At 67.9% G+C, this 20,811-nt stretch carries 13 protein-coding genes; 6 read left to right on the top strand and 7 right to left on the bottom strand.

Annotation, left to right across the window (positions count from 1 at the left end; genetic code table 11):
• Nucleotides 1–4 precede the first annotated feature (4 nt).
• From BKN51_RS41390 to BKN51_RS41410, 5 genes are read right to left on the bottom strand one after another with little or no spacing between them, the layout of a single operon-like run.
• Nucleotides 5–874, bottom strand: coding sequence for a metal ABC transporter permease (locus BKN51_RS41390; RefSeq protein ID WP_174720519.1), 870 nt, complete (start codon nucleotides 872–874; stop codon nucleotides 5–7).
• Nucleotides 871–1,614 (bottom strand): metal ABC transporter ATP-binding protein, encoded by a 744-nt coding sequence (locus BKN51_RS41395; protein WP_101612735.1) that lies wholly within the window; start codon nucleotides 1,612–1,614, stop codon nucleotides 871–873. Before BKN51_RS41395 ends, BKN51_RS41390 begins: the two co-directional genes overlap by 4 nt.
• On the bottom strand, nucleotides 1,611–2,534 hold the full coding sequence (locus BKN51_RS41400) for a metal ABC transporter substrate-binding protein (RefSeq protein WP_101612736.1): 924 nt from the start codon (nucleotides 2,532–2,534) through the stop codon (nucleotides 1,611–1,613). The genes BKN51_RS41395 and BKN51_RS41400 overlap by 4 nt, the downstream gene beginning before the upstream one ends.
• Before the next feature lie 48 nt (nucleotides 2,535–2,582).
• Entirely contained in the window at nucleotides 2,583–4,682 is a 2,100-nt protein-coding gene (locus BKN51_RS41405) for a (Fe-S)-binding protein (RefSeq protein WP_101612737.1), read from the bottom strand.
• A gap of 23 nt (nucleotides 4,683–4,705) precedes the next feature.
• Complete coding sequence (locus tag BKN51_RS41410) at nucleotides 4,706–5,143, bottom strand: hypothetical protein (RefSeq protein WP_101612738.1); 438 nt, start codon at nucleotides 5,141–5,143, stop codon at nucleotides 4,706–4,708.
• Between the two features lie 281 nt (nucleotides 5,144–5,424).
• Here BKN51_RS41410 and BKN51_RS41415 point away from each other — a divergent pair, with 281 nt between their 5' ends.
• The 4 genes from BKN51_RS41415 to BKN51_RS41430 all read left to right on the top strand — a co-directional run bounded on the left by BKN51_RS41415 (nucleotide 5,425) and on the right by BKN51_RS41430 (nucleotide 14,421).
• Nucleotides 5,425–6,039, top strand: coding sequence for a hypothetical protein (locus BKN51_RS41415; protein WP_233223825.1), 615 nt, complete (start codon nucleotides 5,425–5,427; stop codon nucleotides 6,037–6,039).
• Between the two features lie 81 nt (nucleotides 6,040–6,120).
• The gene (locus BKN51_RS41420) at nucleotides 6,121–8,067 is read left to right on the top strand and encodes a flotillin family protein (protein ID WP_233223826.1); all 1,947 of its coding nucleotides are present in this window, start codon (nucleotides 6,121–6,123) and stop codon (nucleotides 8,065–8,067) included.
• Entirely contained in the window at nucleotides 8,064–12,947 is a 4,884-nt protein-coding gene (locus tag BKN51_RS41425; protein WP_101612741.1) for a DNA repair ATPase, read from the top strand. The genes BKN51_RS41420 and BKN51_RS41425 overlap by 4 nt, the downstream gene beginning before the upstream one ends.
• 250 nt (nucleotides 12,948–13,197) lie before the next feature.
• On the top strand, nucleotides 13,198–14,421 hold the full coding sequence (locus BKN51_RS41430; RefSeq protein ID WP_168214662.1) for an HNH endonuclease signature motif containing protein: 1,224 nt from the start codon (nucleotides 13,198–13,200) through the stop codon (nucleotides 14,419–14,421).
• 591 nt (nucleotides 14,422–15,012) lie between these two features.
• On the opposite strand, the gene BKN51_RS41435 is transcribed toward BKN51_RS41430, so the two are convergent.
• A complete protein-coding gene (locus BKN51_RS41435; RefSeq protein WP_101612742.1) occupies nucleotides 15,013–15,930 on the bottom strand; it encodes a helix-turn-helix domain-containing protein in 918 nt (305 codons plus the stop codon).
• Nucleotides 15,931–16,114: 184 nt separating this feature from the next.
• Between BKN51_RS41435 and BKN51_RS41440 the strand changes: the two genes are divergently transcribed.
• Complete coding sequence (locus BKN51_RS41440; RefSeq protein WP_101612743.1) at nucleotides 16,115–17,314, top strand: cytochrome P450; 1,200 nt, start codon at nucleotides 16,115–16,117, stop codon at nucleotides 17,312–17,314.
• 100 nt (nucleotides 17,315–17,414) lie between these two features.
• On the opposite strand, the gene BKN51_RS41445 is transcribed toward BKN51_RS41440, so the two are convergent.
• Nucleotides 17,415–17,966, bottom strand: coding sequence for a snapalysin family zinc-dependent metalloprotease (locus tag BKN51_RS41445; protein WP_101612744.1), 552 nt, complete (start codon nucleotides 17,964–17,966; stop codon nucleotides 17,415–17,417).
• Nucleotides 17,967–18,159: 193 nt separating this feature from the next.
• Between BKN51_RS41445 and BKN51_RS41450 the strand changes: the two genes are divergently transcribed.
• Nucleotides 18,160–20,790, top strand: coding sequence for a P-loop NTPase fold protein (locus BKN51_RS41450; protein WP_101612745.1), 2,631 nt, complete (start codon nucleotides 18,160–18,162; stop codon nucleotides 20,788–20,790).
• Nucleotides 20,791–20,811 lie beyond the last annotated feature (21 nt).

Below are 20,811 nucleotides of genomic sequence, written 5' to 3' on the forward strand. Positions count from 1 at the left end.
CGCGTCACGCCACCCGCGCCGCTTCCCGCCTGCGCTTGGCCAGCCGTTTCCCGACGATTCCGTGCCGCGGCCCGAACAGGTACACGAGCGTGAACCCGGCGCCCTGCACCAGCACGATCATCCCGCCGGACGCGGTGTCGAGGTGGTAGCTCAGGTACAGCCCGATCACCCCGGCGAGCACCGAGAACGACGGCGCGATCACGAGCATGCGGCCGAACCGGTCGGTCAGCAGGTACGCCGTCGCGCCGGGGATGATCAGCATCGCCACCACCAGGATCACGCCGACCACCTGCAGCGCGACCACCGCGGTCAGCGCGAGCAGCCCGAGCAGCGCGGCACCGAGCAGCCGCGGGTTGAAGCCGATGGCGTGCGCGTGCGTGGGATCGAAGGCGTACAAGGTGAAATCGCGGCGTTTGAGCACCAGCAGGGCGAGCGTGATCACGCCGAGGACGCCGATCTGGATCAGATCCGAGGTGTCGACGCCGAGCAGGTTGCCGAAGATGATGTGGTTCAGGTCGGTCTGGCTCGGCGTCACCGAAATCAGCACCAGGCCGAGCGCGAACAGCGTGGTGAACACGATGCCGATCGCGGCGTCCTCCTTGACGCGGCTGGTGTCGCGGACGACACCGATCAGGGCCACGGCGAGGAAACCGAAGACGACGGCGCCCAGCGCGAACGGGGCACCGAGGATGTACGCGAGCACGACGCCGGGCAGCACCGCGTGCGAAACGGCGTCGCCCATCAGCGACCAGCCGATCAGCACCAGCCAGCAGGAAAGCACCGCGCAGACCGTCGAAGCGACCACTGTGGACGCGAGCGCCCGCACCATGAAGTCGTAGGAGAGCGGTTCGAGGAACAGGTCGTAAAGGCTCACGCGAGTTCGTCTTCCCGTTGCAGGACATCGAGTCCGAAGGCCAGCGCGAGGTTTTCCGGCCGGAGTACCTCGCCGGGGGAGCCGTGCGCGAGCACCTTGCGCATCAGCAGGATCGCCTCGTCGGCGAGGCCGGGCAGCGCGTGCAGGTCGTGGGTGGAGATGAGGACCGCGGCGCCGTCGGCCGCCAGTTCCTTGAGCAGCCGCGTGATCGTGGCTTCGGACCGCTTGTCCACCCCGGCGAACGGCTCGTCCAGCAGCAGGACGCGGGCGCCTTGGGCGATCCCGCGCGCGACGAACGCGCGTTTGCGCTGCCCGCCGGACAACTGCCCGATCTGACGTCCGGCGAGTTCGGTCAGTTCGACCCGCTCCAGCGCCAGTTCGACGGCCTCGTGGTCGGCGCGCCGCGGCCTCCTGGTGAAGCCGAGATGTCCGTAGCGCCCCATCATCACGACGTCCCGCACCGACAGCGGGAACGACCAGTCGACGTCCTCGCTCTGCGGCACGTACCCGATCGCGCCGGTCTTGCGCGCGCGGACGGGCGGGCCGCCGTCGACCGACACCGTGCCGGAGTCCGGCCGGACCATGCCCATGATCGTCTTGAACAGGGTCGACTTCCCCGAGCCGTTCATCCCGATCAGCCCGCAGACGCGGCCGTGTTCGAGGGAGACGTCGACCCCGTCGAGGGCCAGGACCTCGCCGTAATGGACGGTGACGTCCTCGACGCGGATCGCGGCGCTCACGGCTTCGCTCCGGTGAGGGCGGCCACGATCGTCTTCGAGTCGTGGCGGATGAGGTCGAGGTAGGTCGGCACCGGGCCTTCGGGACCGGACAGGGAATCGACGTAGAGGACACCGCCGAACGCGGCACCGGTCGCGGAGACGACCTGGCGCATCGGGGCGTCGGAGACGGTCGACTCGCAGAACACCGCGGGGACCTTGTTCTCCTTGACGAACCCGATGGCGCGGGTGATCTGCTGGGGCGTCGCCTGCTGTTCGGCGTTGACCGCCCAGATGTACTGCTCGGTGAGACCGGTATCGCGCGCCAGGTAGGAGAAAGCGCCCTCACAGGTGACCAGCGCGCGCTCGTTCTGCGGCAGCCCGCTCAGCGCGCCGGTCATCTCGTCCTGGACCGCCTGCAGTTTCGCCTTGTAGGCGTCACCGTTGGCCTTGAACACGGCGGCGTCTCCGGAGGAGACCTCACTGAACGCCTTGACCATGTTGTCGACGTAGATCCCGACGTTCTTCGGCGACATCCACGCGTGCGGGTTCGGCTTGCCCTGGTACGCGTCTTCGCCGATGGCGATGGGCTGGACACCCTCGCTGACCACCTTGTGCGGCGCGTCGCTCTCCGAGACGAACCGGGCGAACCAGGCCTCCAGGTTCAGCCCGTTGTCGAGGATCAGATCGGCCTTCGCGGCCTTCTTGATGTCGTCCGGGGTGGGCTCGTAACCGTGGATTTCGGCGCCGGGTTTGGTGATCGATTCGACCCGGAGCTTGTCGCCCGCGACGTTCGCGGCGATGTCCGCCAAGACCGTGAACGTGGTCAGCACCACCGGCCGCTTGTCGTCCGTGCCGCCGCTCGTTCCGTTGCCCGCGCCGCACGCGGTCAGGGCGAGCGCCGACGCGGCCAGCGCGCAGACGGTCTTGCGGAGATTCGCCATCCCGTGAGTCTAGAGTTCGGTATGCCGAACTTCCAACTCTCGTGTGCCTCAAATCTCGGTCGCGGTCCGGTCTCGTTCACGCACGGTCTCCAGCAGTAGCTGGGAGACGTCGCGCACGGTGACGTTCTCGCCACGCTGCTCGCTTTGCCGCTGCACGAGGCCGTCGTTCAGCATCACGCGGCAGAACGGGCAGCCGGTGACGATGGTTTCGGCGTCCGTGCCGAGCGCTTCGTCGACGCGTTCGAGGTTGATGCGCTTGCCGATCTGCTCCTCCATCCACATCCGCGCGCCCCCGGCGCCGCAGCAGAGCGAGCGGTCGGCGTGCCGGGGCATCTCGCTGAGCGTGGCGCCGGTCGCGCCGACGAGTTCACGCGGCGGCTCGTAGACCTTGTTGTGGCGGCCGAGGTAGCACGGGTCGTGATAGGTCACCGGGCCGGCGTCGACCGGTTTGACCGGGGTCAGCTTCTTGGCGCGGACCAGGCGGTTCAGCAGTTGCGTGTGGTGCAGGACCTCGTAGTGCCCGTCGAGTTGCGGGTACTCGCGGCCGAGCGTGTTCAGGCAGTGCGGGCAGGTGGTGACGATCTTGCGCGTCCCCGGTTCGCGGCCCTCGAACACCGCGTTCAGCGTCTCGACGGTCTGCTGGGCGAGCATCTGGAAGAGGAACTCGTTGCCGGACCGGCGGGCCGGGTCACCGGTACAGGACTCGTCGGTGCCGAGGATCGTGTACTCGACCCCGGCCAGATGCAGCAGTTCCGCGGTGGCTCGGACGGTCTTGCGGGCGTTGTCGTCGAACGCGCCCGCGCAGCCGACCCAGTAGACGTACTCGACGTCGTCGGCGAGTTCGCCGTCGAAGATCGGTACCTCGAAGCCGAGGTCCTTGGTCCAGGCGAGGCGGTCGGAGTTGTTCTGGCCCCAGGGGTTCCCCTTGGTCTCGAGGTTCTTGAACAGGACACCGAGCTCGCTCGGGAAGGCCGATTCGATCATCACCTGGTAGCGGCGCATGTCGACGATGTGGTCGACGTGCTCGATGTCCACCGGGCACTGCTCGACGCAGGCCCCGCAGGAGGTGCAGGACCAGAGGACCTCCGGGTCGATGACGCCGAAGTCCTCCTTCTTGCCGACGAGCGGACGCTCCTGGGGAGGCTCCTTGCCGTCCAGGATGTAGGGCGCGCTGTCAAAAAGGTGGTCACGCAGATCCATGATCAAAAGTTTGGGGGACAACGGTTTCCCGGTGTTCCACGCCGGGCACTGCGACTGGCAGCGGCCGCATTCGGTACAGGTGGCGAAGTCGAGCATGCCCTTCCAGGTGAAGTCCTCGATCTTGCCGCGGCCGAAGGTGTCGTCCTCGCCCGGATCCTCGAAGTCGATCGGCTTGCCGCCGGACTCCATCGGCAGCAGCGGGCCGAGCGCGTCGGGGAGTCGTTTGGCGGTGACGTTGATCGGTGCCAGGAAGATGTGCAGGTGCTTGGAGTAGAGCACGATCGACAGGAACGCCAGCATGACACCGATGTGCAGCAGCAGCCCGACCGTCTCCAGCGGCTCGGTGACCGAGGGGCCGAGCGGCTCCAGGAGTTCGCCGACGCCGAGGGAGACCCATGCGCCCGACTCGTACGGGAAGACGCCGACCGCCGCCGACGCGCCGCGGAAGAGGAACATCGTCCAGATCACGTTGAAGATCATGAACAGGATCAGCCAGGCGCCGCCGGTGTGCGAACCGAAGAACCGGGACGCGCGGTCCTTGCGTTCCGGGGCCTGGCGGATCCGGATGACCGCGAAGACCACGAGCGAGGCGACGACCGCGACAGCGATGAAGTCCTGCAGGAACCCCAGCACCGCCCAGTGCCCGATGAGCGGGATGTGGAAGTCGTGGTCGAACAGGGCGCCGTACGCCTCGACGTAGACCGAGCCGAGGATCACGAAGCCCCAGAACGTGAACAGATGCGCGAGCCCGGGGACGGACCACTTCAGCAGCTTGCGCTGCCCGAAGACCTCGGCCAGATGCGTTTTCGCGCGCACGGCCATGACGTCCGACCGTTTTTCGTCCGGCTGGCCGGATCGGATGAGTTTGGCGAGCCAGACGGCGCGGCGGGCGGCGAAGGCGAGACCGGCGACGGTGATGAGCAGGCCGAGGATGAGACGAACGAGCACGAGTCCTCCGGGGGAGAATCGGCTCAGTGAGAGCCGGTGTAGTACCGGCACGCCTTGCAGGCGTACCGCATTTTGGCCACTCGCCACCGTTTTCGGTAGGCCTCGAGGTGTCCCGGCCGTGGCGGATGCACGCCGAGCCTGCGGAGGCGGCGGATCCGCCGTCCCGCTTCGAAGAGTTCGGTCGCCAGTCCGAGGTAAGCGCGCCTGAGCGCGATACCGGGTTCCGCGGCGAGGTTGTCCCGGCAGAACCGGTGCAGCAGGGCGAGGTCGGGCAGGCCGGGCGTTGTCGAGCCAGGGAGGTGCTCGACAACGCCGAGTCCGGGATGTCCCACGGGGAGGGCGAATCCGGCCGGAAGTCCACAATGGACGCAGGTGAGCGTGCAGCTCAGACATCGGGTGACGTGGCGGATCCGCCGTTCGCGCTGATCCCCGTCGATCACCTCGCGAACGTGCCACCCCATGGAGCCTCCCAAGACCGTGGTGTGTCCTGTGTCACTCTCAATACTGGAGAGTAGGGGGCGCTCCGGTGGCGCGACAGGTCCAACCGGATGGCTTCCGGGCGGCCGGTCGGCGTAACGCTCCGCACCCGCCCGGGCCTCGGGAGTGGCTCCCCTTCGCCACTGGAGGACTACTTGCGGCGAGGGTGACGACCCTCGCGCACGCTTCCGCACACCGTGACCCACTCGTAGCCGAAAACGGCCCGCCCGGTGTCACGCGCTGGTTATAGTCCTGACCCGGGGTAATGGGGGAGGGAACGACGGCGATGGGCGGGTTCGTCACCGCGGCTTTGGGGTTTCCGGCCGTGCTCTTCAGCTTCCTGCTGATCGTGGTGATCGGCTATTGGCTGCTGGCGCTGCTCGGCGCCGTCGACATCGAAGACTCTGTCGAATTCGGCGGTGGCGAAGGGCTCCTGGCGGGCTTCGGCGGGGTCCCACTGTCCATTTCGCTCTCTTTGCTGATCGCATTCACCTGGTTCGCCAGCCTGGCAGGAACGGTTCTTCTCGATGACTTGGAGCTTTCGACACCTTCGAGGATCGGGTTCGGCGTCGGCGTGGTCGCCGTCGCGCTCGTCCTCGGCACACTCGGGACGAGGGTGATCGTGGTGCCACTGCGCCGGGTGTTCGGTCCCGCGAAGGAACCGAGCCGGAGGGACTTCGTCGGTCGTGCCGCGGTCATCCGCACCTCGTCCGTCACCCACGACTTCGGCCAGGCCGAAGCCACCGCCGCCGACGGATCGTCGGCCATTGTGGACGTTCGGCAGGCGGGTCAAGGCAACCTGACGGCGGGGAGCCGCGTAGTTCTCTATGACTACGACTCCGAAGGCGAGCTCTTCTGGGTCGAGTCCTTGGACATCTAAAAGCAGAAAAGGAACACTATGGGTGCCATCAGCGTGGGGGCCGGCGTTCTGATCGCCGTGATAGTTGTCATCCTCCTGGTCTTGCTCTTCACGATCACCAGGTTGTTCAAGAAGGTGCCGCAGGGGAAGGCACTGATCATCTCGAAGGTCCGCCGGGTGGACGTCACCTTCACCGGTGCGATCGTCCTTCCGGTGCTGCACAAGGCCGAAATCATGGACACTTCGGTCAAGGCGATGGAAATCACCCGTACCGGCCGTGAAGGCCTGATCTGCCGGGACAACATCCGCGCCGACATCCGGATCTCGTTCTTCGTCCGGGTCAACAAGACCGTCGAGGACGTGATCAAGGTCGCGCAGGCGATCGGCACCGAACGCGCGAGCGACGAGGCGACGCTGCAGGAACTGTTCAACGCCAAGTTCTCCGAGGCGTTGAAAACCGTCGGGAAGCAGCTCGACTTCGTGGATCTCTACACCAAGCGCCACGAATTCCGCGACCAGATCATCCGCGTCATCGGCACCGACCTCAACGGGTACAGCCTCGAGGACGCGGCGATCGACTACCTCGAGCAGACGCCGATGTCGCAGCTCGACTCCGCGAACATCCTCGACGCGCAGGGTATCCGCAAGATCACCGAGCTGACCGCGATCGAGCACGTGCGCACCAACGAGTTCCGCCGCGGCGAGGAAAAAGAGATCACGCGCCAGAACGTGGACGCCCGCGAAGCGATCCTCGAACTGGAGCGACGGCAGGCCGACGCCGAGATCAAGCAGCGCCGCGAGGTCGAGACCATGCGGGCGCGCGAAGAGGCCGAGATCGCCAAGGTGCAGGCGGAAGAGCGGCTCAAGTCGCAGGCCGCCGATCTGCGCACGGACGAACAGCTGGGCATCCAGCACCAGAACCAGCAGCGTGAGATCGAGGTCGCGGGCAAGAACCGTGAGCGCGTGATCGCCATCGAGAGCGAGCGCATCGAGAAGGACAGGCTCCTCGAGGTCATCGGCCGCGAACGCGAGACCGAGCTGTCCCGGATCGCCAAGGACAAGGAAGTCGAGACCGAGAAGCGGTCCATCGCCGAGGTGATCCGTGAGCGGATCGCGGTCGAGAAGACCGTGGCGGAGCAGGAAGAGAACATCAAGAAGCTCCGCGTCGTCGAAGAAGCGGAGCGTCAGCGCTCGGCCATCATCATCCGGGCCGAGGCGGAGGCGCAGGAAAGCCTCGTCAAGGACATCAAGGCCGCGGAAGCAGCCGAGGCCGCGTCGAAGCACAAGGCCCGCGAGGAACTGACGCTGGCCGAGGCGCGCCAGCAGACCGCCGAACTGGACACCCGCGCGAAGATCCGCCTGGCGGAAGGGATCCAGGCCGAGGAGGCCGCGATCGGCCTGGCCGCGGCGCAGGTCAAGGAACGCGACGCCGACGCGCTGGAGAAGGTCGGCCGCGCCGAGGCGATCGTCGAGCGCGAGAAGGCGATCGTGCTCGCCGACGGCATGCGCGACAAGCTCAAGGGCGAGGCCGAAGGTCTCACCGAGAAGGCCGCCGCGATGGCCGCCCTCGACACCGCCAGCCGCCAGCACGAGGAGTACCGCCTGCGCCTGGAGGCCGAGAAGGAGATCCGGCTCGCCGCCCTCAACGTGCAGCGCGAGGTCGCCGAAGCGCAGGCCACGGTGCTCGGCATCGGTCTGGAGAAGGCCGACATCGACATCGTCGGCGGCGAGACGATGTTCTTCGAGAAGGTCATCGGCTCGATCGGGCTCGGCAAGAGCGTGGACGGGTTCGTCGAGCACTCGGACGTCGTCCAGACGCTGGGGAAGTCGTGGCTCGACGGTTCGGGCAGCTTCACCGACGACCTGACCAAACTGGTCGGCTCGGTGAGCACCGAGGACGTGAAGAACCTGACGCTGTCGGCCTTCCTGGCCAAGCAGCTGCAGGCGGGCGGCCCGGACAGCGACAAGCTGCGTGAGCTGCTGTCGATGGCGCAGCGGCTCGGCCTCGCCGACCAGTCCGTCGCCGCCCTCGCCCCCGCGAAGCAGTGACGACGACCGAACCGGCGGCAGGAACGGAGCAGCTGGACGCGGGCACCTATGAGGTGCTCCGCGCCCGGCTCGCCGCACAGGCCGCCGAACTGGCGAAACGCGCGGACGAGCTCAACACCGCGCGGCTCGGGATCTTCGGCAGCGCGCAGCTCGCGCTGATCGGCACGGAACGGATCCGCACCGCGAACAACTGCGTGCCGCGGGACGTCGTTTCGGTCGGCGGGCGGATGTTGTTCGGCTACAACGTCTTCATCGGGCTCAAACCCGAAACGACGGTCGACGACGTCTTCTCGCTGCACGGGTTCAGCCACGACGAAGAAGCCTTCCGCTTCGACGACGTGCCCGCCGAGGAGCTGCCGGGGCTGCTGCGCGACGAGCAGTTCGTCCGCGACTTCGCCGAGCTGTACCGCTACTACCGGCAGGCGAAACTGCTGCAGCTGCGGCGGGTCGAGGGCAAGCTGCTCGCGGTGTTCCAGATCGGTCCGCGGACCGAGGACATCCGCGTGCTGCGCTGGGCGATCGCCGCCGACGGCTCGGTGTCCTATGTGGACAGCCGAGGCGAACGCGACCACGTCTTCCCGCCGTCGCACGACTTCGAGTGGGTCGAGACCAGCCGTGAGCAGCACGTTCTCGGGCGGCACCCGCACATCTCGATCGAGGACGAGGTGTTCGTCGAGACCGTCGGCGGCAACCTGACGATCAAGGTCGAGAACAACACCGAGACCGGCGAGGGCGTCTACTCCGAACCGGTCGACGAGCCGCTGCAGAGCCTCGCCGACGCGGAAGTCTCCTACGCCAGGATCGGCCCGCTGATCCTGCTTCGGATGCTGCCGTACAAGGAGACCGAGTACCGGTACCTGGTGTACAACACGCGCACCCGGGACGTGGTGCGCCTCGACGGGATCGGGCAGGCGTGCCAGCGGCTGCCCGAGGACCACGGGATCATCTTCCCCGGCGGTTACTACCTCGACACGGGTGTCAGCAAGACGTTCGACACCACTGTCGACGGTCTCGAATTCGAGCGCGTGATCCGCTCGCCCAACGGGGAGGACGTGCTCTACGTCTTCCACGCCAGGGCCGAGGGACGTTCGCTTCTCCTGCCGTACAACGTGATCCGCAAAGAGGTCTCGAACCCGATCCCGTGCCACGGGTATTCGCTGTTCGACGACGGCACGATGGTGCTGTTCCGGGCGATGTCCGACGAGCCGAGCCGGGTGCACCCGATGCAGGTGTGGCGGACGCCGTTCCAGTCGGACACCTATGCGGCGTCGCAGCCTGCCGGGACGGGGCCGCTGGAGCGGGTCGGCAACGCCGATCTGGTCCGCGGGATCTCGGACTGTCTTTCGATCGGCCGGATGGTCGGCGAGATGGCGCCGTCGGCCGCCGTGTTCGAGGCGCTGATCGCCGCGTGCGCGAGGGTTTTCGACCACTATCACTGGCTCGGCGAGGCCGAACTCGGTGATCTGCGATCGCCGCTTTCGGACGTCCGGGTCACCGCTGAGCAGGTGCTCGACGAGTTCGAGACGGTCACCTCGCTCACCGCGCAGGCGGCCGAAGCCGTCGAGGAAGCGGCCGCGGAAACCGCCTCTCTCGTGCGCAAGGTGCGCGGCGAGGCGCTGAACGCGGCCGACGCGTGGGTGCGCAGGCTCGCCGAGATGCACCGCGCGCGAGGACATCTCGTCACCGTGCGGGAACTGCGCTACGTCGACACCGACCGTGTCGACAAGTTGATAGCCGACCTCGACACGGAGTTCGGCGAAGCCGCGCAGCGGGCCGTCCGGTTCCTGCAGGGCGAAGACGCGTTCACGAGCTATCACGCCGAGGTCGACAGGCTGATCGACGCCGCGGGTGCGATCTCCACCGTCGCCGAGGCGGTTCCGGTCGCCGAGCAGCTGGACGAGCAGTCCGGCGGGCTCGAAGTCCTCACCGACGTCGTCGGCGGGCTGGAGATCGCGGACGCGGTGGTGCGGACGAAGATCCTCGAACGCGTCGGTGAGGTCATCGGCGGCGTCAACCGGGCCCGGGCCACGCTCGAGGCGCGGCGCAAGGAACTGCTGGAGACCGAGGGCCGGGCGGAGTTCGCCGCCGAGTTCGCCCTGCTGGCGCAGGCCATCACCGGCGGGCTCGCGGTCGCGGACACCCCGGACCGGTGCGACGAGCAGCTCGGCAGGTTGCTGCTGCAGCTGGAAAACCTCGAATCGCGGTTCGGCGAGTTCGACGACTTCCTGGCTTCGCTCGGCGAGAAGCGCACGGATGTCTACGAGGCGTTCTCCTCGCGCAAACAAGCGTTGCTCGACGAACGCGCACGCCGCGCGGACCGGCTGGTCGATTCGGCGGGCCGGATCCTGTCGAGTGTGACCAGGCGGGTCGGCACGCTCGGTTCGGTCGACGAGATCAACACGTACTTCGCCTCCGACCCCATGGTCGCGAAGCTGCGCAGCGTCGTCGCCGAACTGCGTGACCTCGGTGACCAGGTGCGCGCCGAAGAACTCGAAGGCCGGGTCAAGGCCGCCCGTCAGGAAGCCGGCCGCGCGCTGCGCGACAGGCTCGACCTGTACGGCGAGGGCGGGGAGACGATCCGCCTGGGCCGCAACACCTTCGCGGTCAACACGCAGGACATCGACCTCACCCTGGTGCCGCACGACGGCGGGATGAAGTTCGCGATCACCGGGACCGACTACCGCTCGCCCGTGCGGGACGAATCGTTCGAGGCGACGCGGCCGTACTGGGATCAACTGCTGGTCTCGGAATCGCCCGAGGTCTATCGCGCGGAGTACCTGGCCACGTCGATCCTGCTCGAGAAGCCCGATTTGCCGGACGCCGAGCTGCTCGAGGTCGTCCGGCGCGTCGCGGGGGACCGTTACGACGAGGGCTACGCGCGCGGCGTGCACGATCACGACGCCGCCGCGATCCTGTCCGCGTTGCTGCGCCTGCGGTCCGCCGCCGGACTGCTGCGCTACCCGCCCGCCGCGAGGGCCGCCGCTCAGCTGTTCTGGGCTTTCGGTGCCGAAGAGGCGGCGAAGTCCGCGTGGACGACGCGTGCCGCGTCGCTCGCGCGGGTGCGGGAGGCGTTCGGGCACACCACGGCGATCGACTCGCTGGCGCGGGAGTTCACCGAGGCGATGACCGCTTTCGCCGCGTCGTCCGGACTGGCGCTGGACCTCGAATTCGCCGGCGAGTACCTGTTCGAGGAACTGGCCGACGCATCGCCGGGATTCGTCACCAGCGGCGGAGCGCGGACGCTGCTCGACAAGTTCCGGCTCGACCGCCGGAGCTTCGCCGAGGACCTCCGTGCCCTCGAAGACCTCGCCGACCGGCACCAGCTCGCCGAAGCCTGGCTGACGTCCTTTGTGGACTCAGCGGGCCTGCCGGGCGACGAACTGGCGGAGGCCGTCGCGATCGAACTGGCCGAACTGCCCCGGTACGATTCCTCGGCCGAGCTTTCGGCCACCGTGGACGGTCTGCTCGGCTCGCATCCGCGGATCGTCAACCGGTCCCTGACCCTGCGGCTCGACGAGACGCTGGCCAGGACGGGACGGTTCCGGCGTGACCGGGTGCCGGGTTTCCGGGCGTATCAGCGGCAGCGCAACGAACTCGTGGCCGCCGAGCGGGACAGGCTGCGGCTCGGCGAGTACAAGCCGAAGGTGATGAGCGCCTTCGTGCGCAACAGGCTGCTCGACGAGGTCTACCTGCCGTTGATCGGCGACAACCTCGCCAAGCAACTCGGCGCGACCGGCGATGCCCGGCGCACCGACCAGTCCGGTCTGCTGTTGCTCATCTCGCCGCCGGGATACGGCAAGACGACACTCATGGAGTACGTCGCGAGCCGCCTCGGGCTGGTGTTCGTCAAGGTGAACGGGCCGGCGCTCGGGCACGACGTCACGTCGGTCGATCCGGCGGACGCGCCCAACGCGACCGCGCGGCAAGAGGTCGAAAAGATCTCGTTCGCGCTGGAGCAGGGCAACAACGTGCTGCTGTACCTGGACGACATCCAGCACACGTCGCCGGAGCTGTTGCAGAAGTTCATTTCGCTGTGCGACGCGCAGCGACGGATGGAAGGCGTCTGGGACGGCCGGACACGGACCTATGACCTGCGCGGCAAGCGGTTCGCCGTCTGCATGGCGGGCAACCCGTACACCGAGCAGGGCAAGCGTTTCCGGATCCCGGACATGCTCGCCAACCGTGCCGACGTGTGGAACCTCGGCGATGTACTGTCGGGCAAGGAAGAGCTGTTCGCACTGAGCTACATCGAGAACTCGCTCACCGCGAACACCGTGCTGGCACCGCTTGTCTCACGCGAACGGTCCGATGTGGACGTTCTCGTCCGGCTGGCGCGCGGCGACGGCTCGGTACGGGCGGATCAGTTGAAGCACGCGTACTCGGCGACCGAACTCGAGCAGATCCTCGCCGTGCTGCGGAAACTGATCCAGGTGCAGCGGATCATCCTGAAGAACAACCAGGCGTACATCGCTTCGGCGGCGCAGGCGGACGCGTCCCGGGTCGAACCACCGTTCCAGCTACAGGGTTCGTACCGGAACATGAACAAGCTCGCCGGGCGGATCGTGCCCGCGATGAACGACGCCGAACTCGAAGCGCTGATCGACGACCACTACGCCGGCGAGGCGCAGACGCTGACCTCGGGCGCCGAGTCCAACCTGCTCAAACTGGCGGAATTGCGTGGACGGCTGAGCGCCTCGGAGACGCAGCGGTGGGCGGACGTCAAGGCGGCTTATCTGCGATCGCAGGCACTCGGCGGGGACGACGAGGACCCGATGAGCCGCGCGGTCGGCGCGATGGGCCTGCTGGCGGACCGGGTCGGTGCCGTGGAAGCGGCGATCGAGCGGGCTTCGGAACGGATGGTCGTGCGGGACGTGATGTAGGGGCCTTGTGGCGTTCTCGGCGGTCGGATTTCGGCTGCCGGGAACGCGTTGCCGGAATTCGGCGACGCTTCACGATGGCCGAATGATTCCGGGTGGCCGTTGGTGCTGTGGTCGGTGTCGGGCCCTGATCTGGTCGGTTCGCCGGGCCTTCATTGCCGGAAATCGGCAACGCGTTCCCGTGGCCGTATGATCGGAAATTGTCGGTGGTCGGTCGTATGTTGATCAGGTGGACACCTGCAAAGCCACACCTGTGGCACTCCTCGAGAAACTCACCGACCCTGGCCTGTTGGAGTCGGTCAACGCTGCTGTCGATTCCTTGGACGACAACGATTCCGTCGCTGTCGCCCAAGCCGCGTCAGCGGGGATCGCGCGATTGGAAGCGGTCCGGTTCCGGGCCCTGGCGCAGCTGAACCGGCATCGCGGCGGCGCCCGGAGTGTCACCCAGGAGGTCGCGTTCGCGTTGTCTCTTGTGGACAATCATGCGGGTGCGATGGTCGCCGCGGCCGAGGCGTTGACCACCCGCCTGCCCCGCACACTGGGGTTGATGGACCAGGGAAAAGTGGATGGTTTCGGGGCGATGAAAGTCGCCGCCGCCACCGCGTGGCTATCCGACGAGAACGCCCTCGCCGCCGACGCTCTACTGGAGGATCGGCTGCCGGACAAGAACTCCGGGCAGATCCGGAAAGCGGCGAGCCACGCGGCACTCACAGTCGACCGCGAAGGCGCCGCTAACCGTACCGAGCGGCATCGTGAAGGCCGCCGGCTGGCGGTCCGCCACGGCGAGACAGGCGTGGCGTCGATCGAAGTCGAAGACGGCCCCGTCGAAAAAGTCACCGCCGCCTACACCCGCATCGACCGCGAAGCGAGGGCACTCAAAACCGGCGACGAGACCCGCACCCTCGACCAACTCCGCGCCGACGTCGCCCTCGATCTCCTGCTGGGTGGTCAGGGCGGGAAAAGTGAACGGGCGGAGGTGTTTCTCTACATGGACCTGTTCACCTATCTCGGGGTGAACGACGATCCGGCGGAACTGGCCGGGCACGGGCATCTTCCCGCCACGTTGGCGCGGGAGATCGCGACCGGGGCGGACACGGTGCTGCGGCGGATCATCACCGACCCACTGTCCGGGCAAGTGCTCGACCTCGGCCGGGACCGGTACCGGCCGTCGGCGGGCCAGGGCGAGTTCGTCCGGGTGCGGGATCGGGAGTGTCGAAGACCGGGCTGTCACCGCCCGGCTCAGGCCTGCGATCTCGACCACTCGGTGCCGTGGGAGGTCGGCGGGCATACCGACGCTGCCGACCTCATCGACCTCTGCCGCCGTGATCATCGGTTGAAAGACGAACCCGGCTGGACCTACCACCTCGCGTCCGACGGCACCCTCACCATCACCACCCCCACCGGACAGAGCCACGACAGCACCCCACCGCCACTACACCAACCCCGCCCGGCAACCGAAGAACCACCACCGTTCTAAACCTCATCGCCGAAAACGGCCACCCCCAGGCTCCCGACGCGACCAGCCGCGGACCGCTCTTCCAACGGAACCGCCCCCGCTCAGAACACCTTCACCGAAAACCGGCCACCGCTCCCGTTCTCAGCACGGCCAGCTGCGCGGTCCTGAGCCACCCCGCCTACGGAACTACCCACTCCACCTCATCGCCGAAAACCGGCAACCGGACACCGTGAACCGCGAAGAGCCCTCAGCCCGCGAGCTGAGGCTTAGCACCTTCGTCATACCCCTCGCTGTTTTACCGTACTGCCAAAGGAGTCACCGGTCGTTTGGGGGATCTCGGCGGCGACTGCTATCGGGGCGTTGAGTTATATCGTGACTCGCACCGGCCCGTCACCACTCTGGTCCTTGCCGAACGGCGGCAACGGTCCTGTTGTAGCCGCTGCCTAGCGGCCATCCGTCGCTGTCTCCGCGCGTTACCGGGAATCGGCCACGCTTTTCCGCGGTGGTGTTTGCCCACCCAGCCGTCACCGCGCCAGCCCTTTGCCGAATAGCGGCAACAAGTCCCGTCGGTCAGCTGTCCCCGCCGCATTGCCGAAAAACGGCCACCACTCATCACCCCAAAGCCGCCAACTGCGCCGCAGTAAGCCGTTCCGTCAGCGCGACCGCGCGATAGGTCCCGTCCTCGACGACCACCGTCACCGGACCGGCGACGTGCGGGTGCTCGACGGCGACCCGTACGGCGGCGGCCACCTGCTCGGGCGGCCAGCCCAAGGCGGCGGAAAGCGACTCCAGGGCGAGCGGTCGTCCCGCGTGCAGCAGGGCGGCGAGTACGGTCACCGCGTCGGCGGCGAAGACCGCCACTCGGTCGTCCAGCATGATTTCGTTGATGCGCGCGTGGAATCGGGAGAGGTCGTCCATGCGGGCGCCCGCCGGCGTCGACGTGCCGAGGACTTCGGCGCCCTGGCGGGCGATCTTGACCCATTCCCGGTTCGCGCGGACGCTCTCGGCCCACACTCGTTGTGGCATTTCCTCGTCGATGACGTACTGCTCGCGCCGCCCGTCCCGTTCCCGTTTGAGCATCGCCTGCGCTTCGAGGTAGGCCACCGCGTTCGAGATCGACGCCGGACTCACCTGGAGCCGCCGGGCGAGTTCGGCCGCGCTGAGCACTCCGTCGTCGCTGACGGCCAGGCACGCGAGCACTCGTGCCGTCATCCGGGGGAGCCCGGTGGCCACGATCATCTCGGCGAACTCGGTTTCGAAGAGGCGCACGGCCGCCGGGTCCCGCCCGTAGCCGTTCTGGACGACGGGGACGGCTCGCGGCAACGGTTTGCGGCGCCGCGCGCGTTCGCCGGTCACCCGGCTCGCTTCTTCGGCGCGGTAGCCGGAGCGCCCGCTGTTGCGCGAGACCTCGCGGCTGATCGTCGACGTCGGGCGCCCGAGCCGCCGGGCGATCTCGGCGTATCCGAGACCGTCCTTGAGCCAGGACGCGATCAGTCGCCGGTCTTCCTGGGTCAGCCTGCCGCCCGGCATGGGCACCTCCGGTGCGTTCAGTGGCAAATCATTGCAACGCATCGTTGCCTTCATCGGCAAGACAGTTGCAACGATTTCAAGAAATCTACCAGCTATTACGAAAGAAAATCCAGATCAGAACTTTGAGCGATCCATGAACGCAACGTAGCCTTTTGTCATGGCTGAAGATCTGGGAGGAACAGCTATGTCGACTTCAGTACCCCATCTCACGGAATTGCCCCTCGACCGGCCGCGGGGCTGCCCGTTCGACCCGCCCGCCGCACTCGGCACGCTGCGTGACGAGCACCCGCTCGCCCGGCTGACGTTCCCCGACGGCCACGAAGGCTGGCTCGCGACGGGGCACGCGACCATCCGGGAAATCATCGCGGACCCGCGCTTCAGCGCACGACAGGAGCTCATGCACTCACCGCTGCCGGGACCGGCGGCGATGGTGGTGCCGCCGCCCGCGGCGCCGGGGATGTTCATCAAGATGGACGGCGCGGAGCACGCGCGGTACCGCAGGCTGCTCACCGGCAAGTTCACCGTCCGCCGGATGCGCCTGCTCACCGAACGGGTCGAGCAGGTGACCGCCGAGCATCTCGACGCCATGGAGCGGCAGGGGGCGCCCGCCGATCTGGTGACGGCCTTCGCGCAGCCCATCCCGGCGCTGATGATCTGCGAACTGCTCGGGGTCCCTTATGAAGACCACGAGTTCTTCCGCCGCAACGTCCTGCCGTTGAACCTGCCGGACGCCTCGCTCGCGGAGCAGGAAGCCGCCATGAACGCGCTGGGGGAGTACCTCTACAAGCTCGTCGTGGCCAAACGGGCCGAGCCGGCCGACGACATCCTCGGCGAACTGGTCACCACGGAACTCACCGACGAAGAGCTCACCGGCATCGCGTTCCTCTTGCTGGGGGCCGGTTTGGACACCACGGCCAACATGCTGGGGCTGGGCACCTTCGCGTTGCTCCGGCATCCGGACCAGCTCGCCGTCCTGCGCGAGAAGCCGGAGAGCATGGAAGGCGCAGTCGAGGAACTCTTGCGGTACTTGACGATCGCGCACACCGGTGTGCGCACCGCGCTCGAAGACGTCGAAATCGGCGGGCAGCTCGTCAAGGCGGGGGAGGCGGTCGCGATTTCGGCGATGGCCGCCAACCGCGATCCGCTCAAGTTTCCGGAGCCCGATCGGCTCGACGTCGGGCGGAAGACGGCCGGGCACGCCGCCTTTGGGCACGGCGTCCACCAGTGCCTCGGCCAGCAGCTCGCGCGAGTCCAGCTGAAGGTCGCCTTCACCGGGCTGTTCGCCAGGTTCCCGGAACTGCGCCTGGCAGTTCCGGCCGACGAGATCCCGCTGCGGACGGACTCCGACATCTACGGGGTGTACGCGCTCCCGGTGGCCTGGTGACCGCGATGAAACTCGAGGTCGACCGCGAACGCCGCACGATGCACGACCAGGACGTCGCCCTGGCCAGGGGGTGCCGGGCGGGGCACCCCCTGGCGCGGGATCAGCCGACGTCCACGAGGACCTTGCCCGCGTCGGCGCTCTGCACGGCGGTGCCGGCGTAGAGCTGCTGGACCCGGGCCTTCTCCTGGGCGTTGGGGTTCACGCTGGCGCAGCTGACGCCACCGGTCGAGCCGGACATCAGCGACGAGCACGGCCCGGGCTTCACGTCGGGCAGGCCGAGGCTGTGGCCCAGCTCGTGCGAGGCGATCCGGGTCTTGTTGTAGCCCTGCTGGACGGCCTGCCTGCCGTACCAGACGGTGACCTGGCCGCTCGGGCGGACCGGCCCGAGGGTGGCGCGCGGCCAGCCGTTGTCGGCGATGATCCGGATGTTGACCCGCTGCCCCGGCGTCGCCTTCACGAGGCGGACGTTGGTGACGTTGGTGTTCCAGACGTTGACGCCTGCGGTCACCGCGTCCTTGAACTCCGCGGCCTGGCTGTCGTCGTAGGTCAGGGTGGTCGCCATGATCTCGGCGGCACCGGCGGAGGGTGCCGAGAGCACCGAGATGGAGAGCGCGGCGCCGGTGAGCACCGCGGCGAAGGTACGTCGAAGCACGTTGAACTCCTCGCGTTAAAGGCGTGCTGGAATTTCGGAGCAGTGTCGACACTTTTGTTCTGGCGGGAGGGATCTCTGAGTAGTCCTCCGTTGCCTCCGCGTGATGTTAGGACCTGTCGAGGTCGTCGGGGTACCCGCCGATAGTCGCCTGTCGTTAACCATGATCTTGACTCGACCGGAAGACTGTGCGGCTATGACGACGGCGCGATTCACCGGACACGAAGAACCCATCCTCGCTGTCGCCGTGAACGGAAACCGCCTGGTCACCGGCGGTACGGACAAGACCGTGCGGGTGTGGGACCTGGAGACCGGCGCGCAGCGGTTCGCCTTGAGCGGGCACGATCGGCCGGTGCTCGCGGTGGGTATCTCGGGTCGGTACGTGGTCGGTTGCGATGGGGCGACGGTGCGGCGCTGGCGGCTCACGGGCCGCGAGGCGCAACCCCCAGAGGTCCAGACCACCAAGCGGACACTCACGGTCGCGGTGGCGAAGGATTTCGCCGTGTCCGGCGCGGGAAGCACCGTCGAGGTCCGGCGGCTGGACGGCGTGACGGTCCGCGGCCTCCGCACCGGCGGCCCGGAGATCGAATCGGTCGCGGTGACCCCGGACGGCCGGGTCGTGGTCGCCGGTGACGACACCGGCGGCGTGCGGCTGTGGGACGGGGAAGTCGTTTCCCACTACCGGTTCGGCGGCGCGGGCGCGGTCCACGTCGTCGCGGTCTCGCCCGACGGTTCGCGGGTGCTGTCCGCCGAGGGGGAGACGGTCCGGTTGTGGGGGCGCAAAGGCGATCCCGCCCTCGTCTTCCCCGGGCACGCCGGTGTGGTGCGGGTGCTGGCCTTCAGCCCGGACGGCGAACTGGTGCTCTCCGGCGGTTCCGGCGGCGAGGTCTGCGTCCGTGAGATCGACAACCCCGCCGACTACACCCTCCTCAAGGGACACGAGGGGAACGTCCGCGCGATCGCGTGCACCGCGGGCAACGAGAAGATCGTCACGGTCGGGGACGACCGCACGATCCGGGTGTGGGACCGCTTCGGCAACCAGGTCGACGGCACCGGCTTCGTCGAGCCCAAACCGGGACGGGCGCGCCCGCGGATCACCCCCGACGTCGAGAGCCCGGTCGACCTGATCGGCTTCCAGGACGACGTGCGCACCCTCGCCGCGGTCATCGCCGACCGCGAGACCAGCCCGCCGCTGTGCGTCGCGCTGCTGGGCCCGTGGGGGTCCGGAAAGTCGAGTTTCGTGCGGCAGGTGGCGGACCGGGTGGCCGAACTGGCCCGGCGCTCCCGCGGCAACGCGGCGAACAGCGTTTTCGCCGGGGAGATCCGGCAGATCCGGTTCAACGCCTGGCAGTACCACGACGACCATCTGTGGGTCGGGCTGGTGGATCACCTGTTCCGGAACCTCGGTGCGCCCGAGACGCACGCGGACGCCGACGAGGTCCGTGCCGAACGCGAGGAGCTGCGGACCAGGCTCGCGAGCCTCCGCGCGATCAAAGCGGATTCCCCGCTCACCTGGCGCTGGCGGCTCCTGGTGTCCGGGGTGGACCGCGCCGAACGCCGACGGCGACGGCTCGCCGTCGCGGGCTACGCGGTCTCCGGCGTGCTCGGCCTCGCCGCGGCGATCACCGGCTGGGCCTTGTGGCACAACGCGATCCTCGCCGCGGCGGGAGCGATCGTCGCGCTCGGTGCGGTGCTGACCCCGGCGCTCACCACCGCCAAGTCGGCCCTCGCGCCGGTGAAGTCCACATTGGACAAACTGCGGCACGACGTCGACAAACGGGCGGAACGGTTCGAGACCGAGCTCCGGGAGACCGAGGAGCGGCTCCGCCGATTGGACGCGGCAACCCGGCTCGGTGAGTTGATCGAAGAGGCGAAGACCGGCAGATACGGTGACTACCAAGGGGTTTTCGCCCGGGTCAGGGAAGATCTCGCGGACCTGAGCGCCGACTTGGCCGACGCGCGGACGGAATGGCTGCTGGCCGGCGGCAAGGGCGAGCCGCCGCTGGAACGGATCGTGCTCTACATCGACGACCTCGACCGCTGCCCGCCGTCGAAGGTGATCGAGGTACTGGCCGCGGTGCACCTGCTGCTGGCCCTGCCCGCGTTCGTCGTGGTGGTGGCCGTCGATCCGCGGTGGTTGCGGCGCTGCCTCGACCAGCATCACGAAGAACTGTTCGGCGCCGGGGAAGCGCGGCGGGCCGAGTATCTCGACAAGATCTTCCAGATCGTCTTCGCGTTGCGCCCCATGGGAGCCGCGGCGGACGAGCTGATCGACGCCCTGATGCCGATCGAAGGACGGGCACCGGCGTCGCGCGGGCACGAGGAATGGCCGGAGGACGGGGACACCCGCGAAAGCGGTGAAAGCGGCGAACAGGCGGAGGTCATCGTCAAGGACACGGCCCCGCCGACGTTCTACAACATGCGGCCGGACCGGTTGCGGCTCACCGAGGTCGAACGCGATTTCGTCCACGTGCTGCGGAAAAGGCTCAACACACCGCGCGAGATCCGGAAACTGGTCAACCTCTACCGGCTCGTCCGCATCGGCATTCCCGACGCGGAACTGACGCGGTTCGTCGGCGGCCCCTACCGGGCGGTGCTCGTCCTGCTGACCCTGCTGGTCGCCGATCCGGACGCCGCGCGCTCGACCTTCGTCGCGCTGTCCGGCGGCGAAGCGCTGTCCGATGCCTTTCCACCTGAATGGCGGCTAGACGTCGAATCCTTCGATGATCTACAGGTGTATCGGAATTGGGTGGGCACCCTCGCCCGCTTCAGTTTCGAAACCTACGATCTGGTGACCGAGGAGACAGAACCGGGAACCGCGTTGTAGCTACACTTGCCCGCTACAACG

It is taken from the genome of Amycolatopsis sp. BJA-103 (assembly GCF_002849735.1).
Lineage (GTDB): Bacteria > Actinomycetota > Actinomycetes > Mycobacteriales > Pseudonocardiaceae > Amycolatopsis.

Excerpts from the sequence above, each read along its gene's own strand:
- BKN51_RS41435 (WP_101612742.1), bottom strand. The coding sequence starts at position 15,930 with ATGCCGGGCGGCAGGCTGACCCAGGAAGACCGGCGACTGATCGCGTCC.
- BKN51_RS41410 (WP_101612738.1), bottom strand. The coding sequence starts at position 5,143 with ATGGGGTGGCACGTTCGCGAGGTGATCGACGGGGATCAGCGCGAACGG.
- BKN51_RS41415 (WP_233223825.1), top strand. The coding sequence starts at position 5,425 with ATGGGGGAGGGAACGACGGCGATGGGCGGGTTCGTCACCGCGGCTTTG.
- BKN51_RS41450 (WP_101612745.1), top strand. The coding sequence starts at position 18,160 with ATGACGACGGCGCGATTCACCGGACACGAAGAACCCATCCTCGCTGTC.
- BKN51_RS41400 (WP_101612736.1), bottom strand. The coding sequence starts at position 2,534 with ATGGCGAATCTCCGCAAGACCGTCTGCGCGCTGGCCGCGTCGGCGCTC.
- BKN51_RS41440 (WP_101612743.1), top strand. The coding sequence starts at position 16,115 with ATGTCGACTTCAGTACCCCATCTCACGGAATTGCCCCTCGACCGGCCG.